General features: G+C 69.1%; 14 protein-coding genes. 11 read left to right on the top strand and 3 right to left on the bottom strand.

Going from position 1 to position 14,392, the window contains the following annotated elements:
• Position 1: 1 nt before the first annotated feature.
• The gene (locus OVA26_RS07570; protein ID WP_268103659.1) at positions 2 to 757 is read left to right on the top strand and encodes an SDR family NAD(P)-dependent oxidoreductase; all 756 of its coding nucleotides are present in this window, start codon (positions 2 to 4) and stop codon (positions 755 to 757) included.
• A 19-nt stretch (positions 758 to 776) separates the two neighbouring features.
• Here the strand turns inward: OVA26_RS07570 and OVA26_RS07575 are convergent, their stop codons facing one another.
• The gene (locus OVA26_RS07575; RefSeq protein ID WP_268103660.1) at positions 777 to 1,313 is read right to left on the bottom strand and encodes an NUDIX domain-containing protein; all 537 of its coding nucleotides are present in this window, start codon (positions 1,311 to 1,313) and stop codon (positions 777 to 779) included.
• Positions 1,314 to 1,408: 95 nt separating this feature from the next.
• Here OVA26_RS07575 and dapA point away from each other — a divergent pair, with 95 nt between their 5' ends.
• The 10 genes from dapA (at position 1,409) to OVA26_RS07625 (ending at position 11,553) form a co-directional block, all read left to right on the top strand.
• Positions 1,409 to 2,386 (top strand): 4-hydroxy-tetrahydrodipicolinate synthase, encoded by a 978-nt coding sequence (gene dapA / locus OVA26_RS07580; protein WP_268103661.1) that lies wholly within the window; start codon positions 1,409 to 1,411, stop codon positions 2,384 to 2,386.
• Positions 2,387 to 2,462: 76 nt separating this feature from the next.
• On the top strand, positions 2,463 to 4,139 hold the full coding sequence (locus tag OVA26_RS07585) for a ribonuclease J (protein WP_268103662.1): 1,677 nt from the start codon (positions 2,463 to 2,465) through the stop codon (positions 4,137 to 4,139).
• An 82-nt stretch (positions 4,140 to 4,221) separates the two neighbouring features.
• A complete protein-coding gene (locus OVA26_RS07590) occupies positions 4,222 to 4,713 on the top strand; it encodes a GNAT family N-acetyltransferase (RefSeq protein ID WP_268103663.1) in 492 nt (163 codons plus the stop codon).
• 50 nt (positions 4,714 to 4,763) lie between these two features.
• Complete coding sequence (locus OVA26_RS07595) at positions 4,764 to 7,493, top strand: FtsK/SpoIIIE family DNA translocase (protein ID WP_268103664.1); 2,730 nt, start codon at positions 4,764 to 4,766, stop codon at positions 7,491 to 7,493.
• The gene (gene pgsA / locus OVA26_RS07600; RefSeq protein WP_268103665.1) at positions 7,493 to 8,080 is read left to right on the top strand and encodes a CDP-diacylglycerol--glycerol-3-phosphate 3-phosphatidyltransferase; all 588 of its coding nucleotides are present in this window, start codon (positions 7,493 to 7,495) and stop codon (positions 8,078 to 8,080) included. Before OVA26_RS07595 ends, pgsA begins: the two co-directional genes overlap by 1 nt.
• A complete protein-coding gene (locus OVA26_RS07605) occupies positions 8,077 to 8,604 on the top strand; it encodes a CinA family protein (protein WP_144782061.1) in 528 nt (175 codons plus the stop codon). Before pgsA ends, OVA26_RS07605 begins: the two co-directional genes overlap by 4 nt.
• Positions 8,605 to 8,775: 171 nt before the next feature.
• A complete protein-coding gene (locus OVA26_RS07610) occupies positions 8,776 to 9,084 on the top strand; it encodes a helix-turn-helix domain-containing protein (protein WP_055835145.1) in 309 nt (102 codons plus the stop codon).
• A 12-nt stretch (positions 9,085 to 9,096) separates the two neighbouring features.
• The gene (locus OVA26_RS07615) at positions 9,097 to 9,321 is read left to right on the top strand and encodes a DUF3046 domain-containing protein (protein WP_268103668.1); all 225 of its coding nucleotides are present in this window, start codon (positions 9,097 to 9,099) and stop codon (positions 9,319 to 9,321) included.
• A gap of 280 nt (positions 9,322 to 9,601) precedes the next feature.
• Positions 9,602 to 10,654 (top strand): recombinase RecA, encoded by a 1,053-nt coding sequence (gene recA, locus OVA26_RS07620; protein ID WP_056227400.1) that lies wholly within the window; start codon positions 9,602 to 9,604, stop codon positions 10,652 to 10,654.
• A gap of 329 nt (positions 10,655 to 10,983) precedes the next feature.
• Positions 10,984 to 11,553, top strand: coding sequence for a regulatory protein RecX (locus OVA26_RS07625; RefSeq protein ID WP_268103669.1), 570 nt, complete (start codon positions 10,984 to 10,986; stop codon positions 11,551 to 11,553).
• 117 nt (positions 11,554 to 11,670) lie between these two features.
• On the opposite strand, the gene OVA26_RS07630 is transcribed toward OVA26_RS07625, so the two are convergent.
• Positions 11,671 to 12,516 (bottom strand): helix-turn-helix transcriptional regulator, encoded by an 846-nt coding sequence (locus tag OVA26_RS07630; RefSeq protein ID WP_268103671.1) that lies wholly within the window; start codon positions 12,514 to 12,516, stop codon positions 11,671 to 11,673.
• The gene (locus OVA26_RS07635; protein WP_268103672.1) at positions 12,513 to 14,225 is read right to left on the bottom strand and encodes a hypothetical protein; all 1,713 of its coding nucleotides are present in this window, start codon (positions 14,223 to 14,225) and stop codon (positions 12,513 to 12,515) included. Before OVA26_RS07635 ends, OVA26_RS07630 begins: the two co-directional genes overlap by 4 nt.
• Positions 14,226 to 14,392: the final 167 nt, after the last annotated feature.

Consider the following 14,392-nt stretch of genomic DNA (forward strand, 5'->3'; position numbering starts at 1 on the left):
CATGGCCACCGCGCTCATCACGGGAGCGAGCTCCGGCCTCGGCGCCGAGTTCGCCCGCCGGCTCGCCGCACGGGGAGCGGGACTCGTGCTGGTGGCGCGCGACCGCTCGGCGCTCGACGAGGTCGCAGAGGGGATCCGCGCGGCGCACGGCGTCGACGTCGAGGTGCTCGCCGCCGATCTGCTCGACGCCGACGCGCTCGGCGTCGTCGAAGAGCGACTTGCCGCGGGAGGCATCGACGTGCTCGTCAACAACGCGGGCTTCGGCCTCGACCTGGCCTTCGAGAAGAACGCCGTCGACGACGAGGTGCGCCACCTGCGCTTGCACGTCGAAGCGGCGATGCGGCTGATGCACGCAGCGCTCCCCGCGATGCTCGAGCGGGGGAGCGGCCGCATCGTGAACGTCGCCTCGGTGGCGGGATTCGTCCCGCGCGGCACGTACGGCGCCGTGAAGGGGTGGCTCATCTCGTTCAGCCGCTGGGCGAACGTGGTCTACCGCCCGCGCGGGGTCACGGTGACGGCGGTCTGCCCCGGTTTCGTCCACACCGACTTCCATGCCCGCCTGGGGCTGCCGCCGGGGCAGGAGGGCGTGCCGAACGGCATGTGGCTCGACGCCGCGACCGTCGTGCGCGAGGGGCTGCGCGACGCGGCCCGCGGGCGATCGGTCTCGGTGCCGTCGTGGCGGTACAAGGCGCTCGTCGGCGCGTCTCGGCTGCTGCCCGACGCGATGGTGGTCGCGGCGGCGTCGCGCGGGCGCTGACCGCTCGACCGGGAACGGCTCAGCGGAAGCGGCCGAGCCGGATCCCGGCGAGGGCGAGCGCGCCGATCGTCTCGCCGTCCGTGACGGTGCCGTCGGCGACGAGGGCGAGCGCCTCGGCGAACGGCACCCACCGGACCGCGTCGATGACCTCCTCGGACTGCGACTGCGTGGCATCCGTCGTCTTCAGTCCTCTCGCGAGGAAGACGTACTCGGGGGCATCGGCGATGCCGTTGAGGGCGTTCATCCGGCCGAGGGGGATCCACTCGGATGCCGTGACCCCGGTCTCTTCGAGGAGCTCGCGCTTCGCGGCCACGAGCGGATCCTCGCCGTCGGAACCGCCCGCGGGGATCTCGAGCGATCGTCCCGTCGTGTACCGCTCCAGTTCGACGAGGCACACGCGCTCGTCATCGTCGAGGGCCACGACGAAGACGGCGGGATGCTGCATCCGCACCACGCCGTAGATGCCGTCGCCGTGGGGACCGGTCACCTCGTCCTCGCGCACGTGGATCCAGCGATTCTCGTAGACGGTGCGCGATGCGCGGGTGGTCCAGGCCATGACGCCACCCTAGGACGCGGGCCATGTCACGCGATGTTCACCGGGGCTGTGGACGACGCCGCGGGCGGCACGCCGCGAACCGATATCCTGGGCACATGACGCACTCCGGCAATCCCTTCGGTCAGGTGCTCGTCGCGCTCATCACCCCGATGACCGCCGACGGCGAAGTCGATTGGCTCGCCACCGAGAAGCACATCGACGACGTCATCACCGCCGGAGCCGACGGCATCGTCGTCACCGGCACCACCGGCGAGACCTCGACCCTCACCGACCCCGAGAAGCTGCGTCTCGTCGAGGTCGGCAAGAGCGTCTCCGCCGGGCGCGCGAAGATCATCACGGGCGGCGGCTCGAACGAGACCGCGCACGCGATCGAGCTCTACAAGGCCAGCGAGAAGGCCGGCGCCGACGGCATCATGATCGTCACGCCGTACTACAACAAGCCCACGCAGGCCGGCATCTTGACGCACTTCCGTCTGGTCGCCGACGCGACCGACCTGCCGGTCATCCTCTACGACATCCCCGGCCGCACCGGAGTGCCGATCACGTACGAGACGATCCTGCGCCTGGCCAAGCACCCCAACATCCTCGCGATCAAAGACGCCAAGGGCGACTTCAGCGAGGTCAGCCGCGTGCTGAACCAGACCGACCTCATGTACTTCTCGGGCGACGACGCCAACGTGCTCCCGCACCTGTCGATCGGGGCTTCCGGCCTCATCGGGGTGACCGCCAACATCGCCGCCGCGCCCTACCGCACGATCGTGGATGCCGTGAACTCCGGCGACCTGGCCTCGGCCACCGCCGCGCACAAGGGCCTCGAACCGCTCGTGCGCGCCGTGATGACCCACGTGCCCGGCACGGTCGCCGCGAAGTACATCCTGCACGGCCTCGGCCGCATCGGCAGCCCCCGCGTCCGACTGCCCCTGGTGGGGCCGGAGGAGTGGGAGGCCGCCGTCATCGAAGACGAACTGGCCCTCGTGAAGAACGTGGCCGGCGCCGACTTCTCCAACTTCCGCCCCGACCGCAACGCGGCCGCCGGCGGTGCCCTGCCGAAGGTGCACGGCACCACGAGATAAGCATCGGCGTCCGCCGAACCGCGGCCAGGGACGCCATACAGAGGGATGCCGCGAGGCGGCATCCGAGGAGGCTCATATGCCCGCTACCCCGTTCGACCCGCCCGCGCTCGCCGCGGGCACTCTCCGCGTCATCCCGCTCGGCGGTCTGGGCGAAGTCGGTCGCAACATGACCGTCTTCGAGTACGAGGGGAAGCTGCTCGTCGTCGACTGCGGCGTGCTGTTCCCCGAAGAGCACCAGCCGGGCGTCGACCTGATCCTGCCGGACTTCGAGCCCATCAAGCACCGCCTCGACGACATCGTCGGCGTCGTGCTCACGCACGGTCACGAAGACCACATCGGCGCGGTGCCCTACCTGCTCAAGCTGAAGAGCGACATCCCCCTCATCGGCTCGGGCCTCACGCTCGCCCTCATCGAGGCGAAGCTCAAAGAGCACCGCATCCGCCCGTACACGCTGACGGTGAAGGAGGGCCAGCTCGAGAAGGTCGGTCCCTTCGACCTCGAGTTCGTGGCGGTCAACCACTCCATCCCCGACGCGCTCGCCGTCGCGATCCGCACGCCCGCGGGGCTGGTGCTCGCCACCGGCGACTTCAAGATGGACCAGCTGCCGCTGGACGGCCGCATCACCGACCTCCGCGCTTTCGCGCGCCTCGGCGAAGAAGGAGTCGACCTGTTTCTCGTCGACTCGACCAACGCCGACGTCCCCGGTTTCACCCCCACCGAGCGGGCCATCGGCCCCGTGCTCGATCAGGTGATCGCCAAGGCCCCGCGTCGCGTGGTGGTCGCGAGCTTCTCGAGCCACGTGCACCGCGTGCAGCAGGTGCTCGACGCCGCACACGCGAATGGCCGCCGCGTCGCGCTCCTCGGGCGCAGCATGGTGCGCAACATGGGCATCGCCGCCGACCTCGGCTACCTCAACGTGCCCGACGGCGTGCTGATCGACTACAAGAAGGCGCGCGACCTGCCCGACGACCAGATCGTCTACATGTCGACCGGTTCGCAGGGCGAGCCGATGGCGGTGCTCAGCCGAATGGCCAACCTCGACCACGCGATCGAACCGGGCGAGGGCGACACGATCATCCTGGCATCCAGCCAGATCCCCGGGAACGAAAACGCGATCTACCGCGTGATCGACGGACTCACCAAGCTCGGCGCCACCGTCGTCCACAAGGGCAACGCGAAGGTGCACGTCTCGGGTCACGCCGCCGCTGGCGAGCTGCTGTACAGCTACAACATCCTCAAGCCGAAGAACGTCCTCCCCGTGCACGGCGAGTACCGCCACCTCATGGCCAACGCCAAGCTCGCGCGTGAGACCGGCATCCCCGAAGAGAACACGATCCTCGGCGAGAACGGCACGGTCGTCGACCTGCGCGACGGCGTCGCGAAGGTCGTCGGTCAGGTCGACATCGGCTTCGTCTACGTCGACGGTTCGTCGGTGGGCGAGATCACGGATGCCGACCTCAAGGACCGCCGCATCCTCGGCGAAGAGGGCTTCATCTCGGTCATCGTCGTCGTCGATTCGGCGACCGGCAAGATCGTGTCGGGCCCCGACATCCACGCGCGCGGTGTCGCCGAGGACGACAAGGTGTTCGACAGCGTCAAGCCGAAGATCGCCGCGGCGCTGGCCGAGGCGGCGAAGTCGGGCGTCCGCGACAACCACGCTCTGTCGCAGGTCGTGCGCCGCACGATCGGCCGCTGGGTCAACCAGTCGCTGCGTCGTCGGCCCATGATCGTGCCGATGGTCATCGAGGCCTGACCCTCACGAAGCGCCGCGGGTTCGCCCGCGGCGCTTCGTCGTTCCCGCCCCGCGCGCGCCGGACGCTCGCTATCATGCGGGCATGCCCGGTCTCCCGATCCGCGCGGCGCTCCCCTCGGACGGCGCCTTCCTCGCCGACATGACGGTCGAGGCCGCCACGTGGCGTGCCGGCGTCTCTCGCCCTCGGCACGAGATCGTCAGCAGTCCCGAGCACCGCCGTTACATCGCGGGGTGGATGCGTCCCGGCGACGCGGGCTTCGTCGCGGAGTCGCCCACCGGCGAGCCCGTGGGGGCGGCCTGGTACCGGATGCTCCCACGCGACGAGCCCGGGTTCGGGTGGATCGGGACCGGGGTACCGGAGCTCATCATCGGCGTGCGTCCCCTCTGGCGCGCGCACGGCACCGGTCGAGCTCTGCTGCAGCGCCTCGTCGACCACGCGCGGGGCCAGGGGTACGCGCGGATCAGTCTGAGCGTCGAGCGCGACAACTACGCGGTGTCGCTCTACCGGTCGGAGGGTTTCGCCGTCGTCCGCAAGGGGATGGGCCGCGACGTCATGGTCAAGCGCCTGGCCTGAAGTCCGCGTCGGTACGCCCGAATGTCGGAGGTGCGGCCTACCGTGGAGGAATGCCTCGTACCTCGTCACCGTCCGGCGGCCGCGCTCCCGCCAAGGGGTCGTCGCGCGCGAAGGCCGCGGCGCCCGCGTCGAAGCGCGCCGCCCCCGCGCCCAAGCGCTACGTCGACGAGCCAGACAAGCCCGCCGCCGCCGTCCGCGCGTGGATGGCCGTGGCCCACGGTGTGGGTGGCATGTTCCGCGCCTTCGGTCCCGAGAACCTCGAGCGCGAACAGCGCCGCGACGGGTTCCCGTTCTTCCTCGTGGTGCTCGCCGCTCTCGGCGCGGTGGTCGAGTGGTTCTTCATCGGAACGGATGCCGCGGCGCTGATCAGTGCATACAGCTTCGGCGGACTGGTGGGCCGGGTGGCCTTCGTCCTCCCGGTGCTTCTGCTCCTTCTGGCGGGGTGGCTTTTCCGGCATCCGGCCTCCGTGCACGACAACGGGCGCGTGGGCATCGGCTTCGCGCTGTTCATCGTGACGGTGGCGGGTTTCTGTCACGTCGCGGGCGATCGTCCTGCGCCCAACGTCGGCGGTCTGCCGGCGCTCAGCCCCGCCGGCGGTCTCGCCGGCTGGATCATCGGCGAGCCCCTCGCCCTGGTCCTCACGAACATCGGGGCGTACATCGCCCTCTCCGTGCTCGCGGCGCTGAGCATCCTCATCCTCACCAAGACACCGCCGAACCGCATTGGCCGCCGCCTCGGAGACCTCTACGCATGGATGTTCGGGGCCGAGCGTGCGGAGCGCGACGACACGGCTGCGACGCAGGTGCTGCCCGCCGCCGACTCCGACGATGAACCGGCTGAGAAGTCTTTGCCGTGGTGGCGCCGAAACAAGACGGGTCGCGAAGAAGAGACCGACGGTTCGCTCGGATCGAACGATCTCACAGAACTGCTGTCGCCCGGAACGCCTCAGGGCGGCTTCGAGTCCGCCGTCGTCGCGCCCGAGCCCACGACGCGCCCGACCCCGCCGCCGCTGCCTCCCGCACCCGACGCCCTGACCGAGGTGTTCGACGCCACGGCTCTCGCCGGTGCCGCGGCGGGCCGTGGCCTGCACGACGACTCGCCCCTCGAGGATGCCGTCGACGACGACCTCCCCGGCATCTCCGGTCTCGGCGGTGACCACGCCGGTGCGCCTCCCGCGGCGAACTACCGTCTTCCCGCGGTGACCGCCCTCGCCGCCGGAACGCCGCCCAAGGCGCGTTCCGCCGCGAACGACGCCGTAGTCAAGGCCATCGAGAGCGTCATGGAGCAGTTCAAGGTCGACGCGCGCGTGACCGGGTTCTCGCGCGGTCCGACGGTCACGCAGTACGAGATCGAGGTGGGCCCGGGCGTCAAGGTCGAGCGCATCACCGCCCTGACCAACAACATCGCCTACGCCGTCGCCTCGAACGAAGTCCGCATCCTCGCGCCCATCCCGGGCAAGAGCGCGATCGGTGTCGAGATTCCCAACGCCGACCGCGAGATCGTGACCCTCGGCGACATCCTTCGCTCGGACGCCGCGACCACCTCCACGCACCCGATGACCATTGGCGTCGGCAAGGACGTCGGCGGCGGATTCGTCGTGGCCAATCTCGCGAAGATGCCCCACCTTCTCGTGGCCGGTTCTACGGGTTCGGGTAAGTCGAGCTTCGTGAACTCGATGATCACGAGCCTGCTCATGCGAGCCAAGCCGTCCGACGTGCGCATGGTGCTCATCGACCCCAAGCGCGTCGAGCTGACGTCCTACGCGGGTGTGCCGCACCTCATCACCCCCATCATCACGAACCCCAAGAAGGCCGCCGAGGCGCTGCAGTGGGTCGTGAAAGAGATGGACATGCGGTACGACGACCTCGCGTCGTTCGGTTTCCGCCACATCGACGACTTCAACAAGGCGGTCGTGGCGGGCGAGATCAAGCTGCCGGCGGGCAGTGAGCGGGTGCTCAAGCCGTACCCCTACCTCCTGGTGGTCGTCGATGAGCTCGCCGACCTCATGATGGTCGCCCCGCGCGACGTCGAGGACTCGATCGTGCGCATCACGCAGCTCGCCCGCGCGAGCGGCATCCACCTGGTGCTGGCCACGCAGCGCCCCTCGGTCGACGTCGTGACGGGCCTCATCAAGGCCAACGTGCCTTCGCGCCTGGCCTTCGCGGTGACGAGCGTCACCGACTCGCGCGTCATCCTCGATCAGCCCGGCGCCGATCGACTGATCGGACAGGGCGACGGGCTCTTCCTGCCGATGGGGGCGTCGAAGGCCTTGCGTGTCCAGGGCGCGTGGGTGAGCGAGCAAGAGATCGAGAAGGTCGTCGCGCACGTCACCCAGCAGGCGCGTCCCGAGTACCGATCCGACGTGCAGGCCGCCGCCGAGAAGAAAGAGATCGACGCCGACATCGGTGACGACCTCGAGTTGCTCCTCGCCGCCGCCGAGCTCGTCGTGTCGACCCAGTTCGGTTCGACGTCGATGCTGCAGCGCAAGCTTCGCGTCGGCTTCGCCAAGGCCGGTCGCCTCATGGACCTTCTGGAGTCCCGAGAGATCGTCGGACCGTCCGAGGGATCGAAGGCGCGCGACGTCATGGTGACCAACGAGCAGCTCCCCGCGGTCCTCGCTCGACTCCGTGGCGACGATGCACCGCCGGCCCCTACGCCCGACGCCGACGACCGCTACGGCGCCGACCCGATCGAGGCGCAGTTCGAGGGCCTCCCGGTCGTGAACGCCGACGACGACGAGGGCTCCGAAGACGCCTGGCAGCTGACGGGTCGCGACTGATGGCCGTTCACCCGCAGCTGCCCAACGCGATCACCATCGCGCGCATCGTCTGCGCGCCGATCTTCCTCTGGCTTCTCCTCACGGATGCGGGTGCGGACGGCGGCCTGCGCTGGGCTGCCGCTGTTCTCTTCATCGTGGCGATCGCCACCGACGGCGTCGACGGGTACATCGCCCGCAAGTACGAGATCGTCAGCGATCTGGGAAAGCTGCTGGATCCCATCGCCGACAAGGCCCTGACCGGACTCGCGTTCGTCGGCCTGTCGATCCTCGGGGAGCTTCCGTGGTGGATCACGATCGTCGTCCTCGTGCGCGAGATCGGGATCACCGTCTACCGCTTCCTCGTGGTCAGCGACCACGTGCTCGCCGCCGCCTGGATGGGCAAGCTCAAAACCGTCTTCCAGGCCATCGCCCTGTCGATCGCCCTGATCCCCTTCGCGGCCCTGTCCGACGCCGCGGTGTGGCAGTCCACCGTCTGGTGGGCGGGCGTGATCACGATGACGATCGCCGTCGTCCTCACGATTGCCTCCGGGATCGACTACATCGTGACCGAGGTGCGCGCGGCCCAGAAGACGCGGGGATCCCGATGATCGACGGCATCCCCGACGATCTCGACGAGACGCTCGTGCGGACACCGCGAGAGAGCGCCGCTCTCCTGCTGGAGCGTCTGGGTGAGCTGGGGTGGACGATCGGCGTTGCCGAATCACTGACCGGCGGGCTGGTGGTGTCGTCTCTCGTCGACGTGCCCGGGGCCTCTCGAGCCGTCCGCGGGGGAGTGGTGGCGTACGCGACCGATCTCAAGCACGGACTGCTCGGCGTCGATCAGACGCTGCTCGATGCGCACGGAGCCGTGCACCCCCGCGTCGCGCGACAGATGGCGCGGGGAGTGCGTGACGTCCTCGGCCGCGACGGGGTTCCGACCGATGTGGGGATCGCCACCACGGGAGTCGCGGGACCCGACGAACAGGACGGGCAGCCCGTCGGCACCGTGCACATCGCCGTGTCCACTCCGCTCGGGACGCGCGTGGACTCCCTCGTCATCGCCGGTGACCGCGAACGCATCCGCCGTGAGACCGCGCACCTTGCCATCCGACGTGCGCTGGCGGCGCTCTGATGGCCCCTTCAGAGACCGTCGCGAGAACCGGGAACAAATGATCGCACATTCCGGTTTCGGGTATCGATTCCCATCCGGTGCACAGCGCGCGGCATTAGGGTGACCCTAGAAGGTGTTTCACAGTCGTCCACAGAGGGCGGCGACGGAATCAGCAGTGAGGAGGGCCCCAAAATGATCCTGGTTCGTCAAGAGATCGGCGAAGTCCTGCGTGACCTCCGCCAGCAGAAGGGACGCACCCTCCGCCAGGTCGCCAGCCGCGCGAGCGTCGCTCTCGGCTACCTCAGCGAGGTCGAACGCGGGCAGAAAGAAGCGTCGAGCGAGATCCTCGCCTCCGTCGCCGAAGCCCTCGACGTCCCCATCTCGACGATCATGCGCGAGGTCGGCGACCGACTCTCGGTCCTCGAGGGCCTGCAGACCTTCCCCGACGTCGTGCCCGACGAGCTCGTCGCGTCTGTCGAGCCCGAGCTCTCCCTCCGCTGATCGCCGCGGTTCATGCGGCGTAGTGAGTTCGATCGCGCCATCGACGACGAGTTCGGGCCGCGCGGCGGTTCCCTTCTGACGGACCTCGTGCTGTCTGCCGTGGGCGGACGCACCAGTATCGACGCCCTTGCGGCGGGTGTCGACCCGCGCGACGTGTGGCTGGCGCTGTGCGAAGAAACCGACGTGCCGGCGAACCGTCGTTACGGTGTCGGCCGCCTGGAGCCGCGCCGGTCGTGACCTCCGCGCGCTCGGCTGTCGGCGCGAGGTGTTTCGGTCATCGCCTCATTCTGGTCGGCGTGTCATCGAACCTACGTTCGATTCGGGCGTAGGCTCCTTCACATCAGGGCTTGTTGCTCGTTCATCCCCATTCGGGGGCTCCTCCGGCGTCAATGTCGGAGGCCCTCCCTAACGTGGAAGACGTCGAACGACACTCTGAACGCCTTGTCGGGCGCGACCACCGTCGGTGGGAGGCGCGACAGCCTATAGGCGACCGGAACGCGAGAAGAAAGAAGACGTCATGCCCTCACCCGCAGAGCGCGAAAAGGCCCTCGAGTCCGCGCTGGCTCAGATCGATCGGCAGTTCGGAAAGGGCTCGGTCATGCGACTGGGCAGCGACGACCGTGCGCCCATCGAGACCATTCCCACCGGTTCCGTCGCGCTCGACGTGGCCCTCGGCATCGGCGGTCTGCCTCGCGGCCGCATCATCGAGATCTACGGCCCGGAGTCGTCCGGAAAGACGACCCTCACGCTTCACGCCATCGCCAACGCACAGCGCGCCGGTGGCATCGCGGCGTTCATCGACGCCGAGCACGCTCTCGACCCCGAGTACGCGAAGAAGCTTGGCGTCGACATCGACGCGCTCCTCGTGTCCCAGCCCGACACCGGTGAGCAGGCCCTCGAGATCGCCGACATGCTGATCCGCTCCGGTGCGATCGACCTCGTCGTCATCGACTCGGTCGCCGCCCTCGTCCCCGAGGCCGAGATCAAGGGCGAGATGGGCGATTCGCACGTCGGCCTCCAGGCCCGCCTCATGTCGCAGGCGCTGCGAAAGCTGACCGGCGGGTTGAACACCACGAAGACCACCGCGATCTTCATCAACCAGTTGCGCGAGAAGATCGGTGTCTTCTTCGGTTCCCCCGAGACCACGGCCGGCGGAAAGGCGCTCAAGTTCTACGCGTCGGTGCGCCTCGACATCCGTCGCATCGAGACGCTGAAGGACGGCACCGAGGCCGTGGGTAACCGCACGCGCGTCAAGGTCGTCAAGAACAAGATGGCGCCGCCCTTCAAGCAGGCGGAATTCGACATCCTCTACGGCGTCGGCATCTCGCGCGAGGGGAGCCTCATCGACTTCGGTGTCGAGCACGCCATCGTCAAGAAGTCGGGCGCCTGGTACACCTACGAGGGCGAGCAGCTCGGACAGGGCAAAGAGAACGCCCGTAACTTCCTCATCAAGAACCCCGACATCGCCGAAGAGATCGAGACCAAGATCAAGACCAAGATGGGCATCGGCGGTGCGCCCGCGGTCGCTCCGGCGGCGGATGACGAGTTGGCCGCGCGTCGCCCGGCCTGATGATCGACGAAACCTGGGGCACTGATCGTCGTCCCTCTGCGGACGCGGGCGACGATCAGTGCCGCGGCCGCGTGGCCGATGATGTCGAACGCTCAAGCGAGCCGAAGAATTCGGGCTCTCCCGATGGGGCGTCCAGTCGTTCCGGCACCCTCCGCGCTCTCGGAGAGGTCGACCTCGCTCCGGTCATCCCCCTCTTCGGATCCGCGCCCCGTGCGGATCGCGAACACCCTTCCCGTCGCGGTGCCGTCCACGATGGGGCAGCAACGGGTTCGATCAGCGACGACATCGACGAGCGACCGTCGTCGGTGAGTCGTCCACGGCTCTCCGTCGTGGGCGACCCCGACGAGGTCGCCGAGTCGTCCCCCGACCGAGCGGAGGCTCGTGAACGGGCCGAAGCGGTGCTCTTGCGAAAGCTGCGTTCGCGATCCCTGTCGCTCGCGGAGGCCCGCACCGTGATTCGGGGGGTCGACGACGCCGACGATGCGATCGCGGACGAGCTCATCGATCATTTCGTCGATCTCGGGTATCTCGATGATGCGGCATTCGCCGAGCAACTCGCCATGTCCGCGGTCGAGCGCAAGGGCGAGGGGCGGCGGGCCGTCGCAGAGACGCTGCGTAAGCGGGGGATTCCCCGCGACATCGCCGACGCGGCTCTCGCCGAGCTGCCCGACGATGACGCGGAACGAGCACTCGATTTCGCCCGTTCGAAGGTGCGCGGCGTCGACGGCGCAGAGTACGACGCCGCTCTGCGCAGACTCGCCGGCCAGCTGGCGCGTCGCGGATACCCGTCGTCGGTGGCTCTCACGGCTGCGCGAACGGCGCTGGAAGAAGCGGGGATCGGGCGGAGTCGTTCGTTCCCTCGTCCCTCCTCGGGTGTGAGATTCACGCCGGATCGATGAACATCGGCCCGCCGTGCCGTCGGCACGAGAGCGATCGCGCACCCCGTCCTCGAACGGCCACACCCTCGCTCCCCGTGGGGCTCAGCCCTCGCCCCGGTGCCGTTCTTCGTCGAGTGCTCAGGCTCCGCGCGACGCCAGCGCGACGACGCGGCCGAGCTCCCGCCGGGTCGGCGCGCCGACTTTCATCCGAGCCTGGTAGACGTGCGACTCCACGGTGCGGATCGAAAGGAACAGACGCGCGGCGATCTTACGGTTGGTCAAGCCCTCGCCCGCGAGCAGGGCGATCTCGCGTTCGCGGACGGTGAGTTCGTCGATCGCATCGTTCGACGTCGACCGGACGGTCGAGGGGACGGCGCTCGTGGTGTCCCGGGGAGCCGACGATTTCGTCGGCGTCCACAGCGCGTGCAGGCGCAGCTCGTCAACGGGCAGCCCCTCTTCGTCGCTGGTTCGAGCCGCTGCTCGCCGCACCGCCGACACCGCCAGAGGAAGATCGGTCGTGGCGGCGAGCTGGACCAGCTCGTCGACCTCGTTCTCGTCCGCCTCGCCCAGAGCGACGAGTCGGAAGAGATCGCGAATGCGCAGGGCAGGAGCGTTGCGGCCACGCGAGAGCTCGGCGGTCGCTCGTGCGGCTCGTCGCGCCTCGTCGGTACGGCCCTCCGCGGTCAGGACGGTGGTCTCGACGTAGAGGCGACTGCGAACGAGCAGGGGCTCGTTCTCGGTGCGAAGCCGGCTGAGGATCGTGCGTGCCTCGTCGGTCCGACCCGCGGTCGCCAGTTCATCGGCGACGCCCAGCTCGATCATGGTGGCATCCAGCCGTGATACCGCCGAGGGTTCCCGTGACAGAGCGGAGGCGAGCTCTCTCTTCGACTCCGCCGGGCACCCCGCGCCTGCGAAAGCGATGGCGGTGGCCGCCCCCGCGATCGTGAGATCGGCTGCTCCTCCTTCGCGTGCGGTGGTGCTCACCTCGCGGTCCAGGCGCGCCCGCACGGTCGATCCGTCCGCCCCCGCGATCTGATGCGCGGCGAGCATAGACATGAGGGCGATGAGCCGATCGCGAACGGTGACTCCGGCCGGCCGCTGCCGCGCGTCGAGCAGGCGTTCGACCCGGCGGAAGAATTTCTGGGCCTCGCCCCATCGCCCGCGGAAAGTCCTGCCGAGCCGGCGGCGACCAAAGCCCGCACGTGCGCCGCGGGCGAGGCGTCCGGCTCATCGGCGGCAGAGGTCGCGATGTCAGCGGCGCGTGCCCAATCCATGTTCGCGGTTGCGCGGTTCGCGTCGGCGAGAGCTGCCTCGATACGTGAGTCGGCGTCGTCGCCCTTGTCGAGGAGGCCGTCGGCGGTGCCGTCGATCGAGCGTGCCGCGCGCGATCGAGCGAGGCGTCGGATCGCATCCGCGGATCCGATCTCGCCGCGATCATCCAGTGACAGCATGGGCGCGGGTGTCGCGAGCTCGGCCTCGAGCCGGAGGGCCGGATCGTCCTGCGCGCGCAACCCGCGCGCGGCGTGGGCGGCGGCGTGAGCGCTGTCACCCCGGTCGTTCGCTTCTCGCGCGGCGTTCAGCGCGACTCGAGCCCGCAGAGCGGGGGAGTAGGTCAGCTCTCCCGACGCCTCGATTCCCAATCGATGCCACCGTTCCGACAGGGAGACGGCGACGGTCGAACTCCACCACTCATCGGCTTCGGCCAGCATCCGGGCGCCCGCCGTGTCGATGAGCGATTCGACGTGCGCATCGCCGAGCTGACGTTGTGCCTCTTGCGCGACCAGATCGTTGACGGTGAGGCGACGATCGACCGACGCGTCGGCGTGCAGAAGGCCGCCGGCGATGAGGGCGGCGACGCTCTCAGCGTCGAACAGTCGTGTCGCGACAGCGAACTCGAGGTGAGGCAGGCGACGGTTCCCGGCGAGGCATTCGAGATCGACGCGAGGAAAGTCGGCGACGTGCCGCGCGAGCGTGATCGCCAGCCTGCTGTCTCGGGCGACGACGCGCAGGGCCGTGAGGGGATCGCGTCCCGCGCGCGCGGCGCTCGTCGACTCGATGATCAGCTGCCGGAGCAGCGTCCGCGACCCGTCCGCTCGCCAGACGATCCCCGCGCGGGTCGCGCTGTCGAGCAGCTCGGTACCCGGAAAGAGCTCGATCATGGCGAGGGCATCGTCGTCGCTCAGCTCGGCGAGATCGATTCGGCGCGCGAGACCGTCGAGCCAGAGGTCGAGGACCGTGCGACGGACGACGGCCGAGTCATCGGGTCTGTCGATCGAGCGCGGCCGGGCCGTGCGCAGGCCGATGACCGCGGTGACGCGACGAGCGGCGATCCCTCGGGCGAGAGCCCGAGTCGACTGGACATCGAGGGAGTCGACGTCGTCGACCACGACCACGCCCTCGACGGTGGCCGTCGTGGGATCGTCACGGAGGGATCGGAGCTCTGGGCATCCCGAGGCATCGAACGCCCCGAAGTCGACGGCGGACAGCGCGCACGACGTCCGCAGCTCGACGGCCAGCTGCCCGTGTCGCTCCAGCTCGGCGGCGATCGTCCGCAGCAGATAACTCCGCCCGCTCCCGCGCGGTCCCGCGATGACGAGGGACGCACCCCTTCGTGCTCGTTCCGCCAGCGTCTCGGCGTCCCGGTCCGCTCCGACAAGTCCTCTCGACCACTTCGTCGAACGGTCTTCCCCCATGCTCTTCTCCCCCGGAGACCGTCCGCAGATCTCGCGGGCGGTGACGTGTCCCCCAAACTACCGACATCAGGCGCACTCGCTTATCCCACTTACGCATCCTTTGACCCGTAATACGCCAAAAGGTGCGCGCTCTCCGGGCGGGGCATTTCGGCGACCCGTCGGTTGCT

This window comes from Microbacterium sp. SL62 (assembly GCF_026672635.1).
GTDB lineage: Bacteria > Actinomycetota > Actinomycetes > Actinomycetales > Microbacteriaceae > Microbacterium > Microbacterium testaceum_A.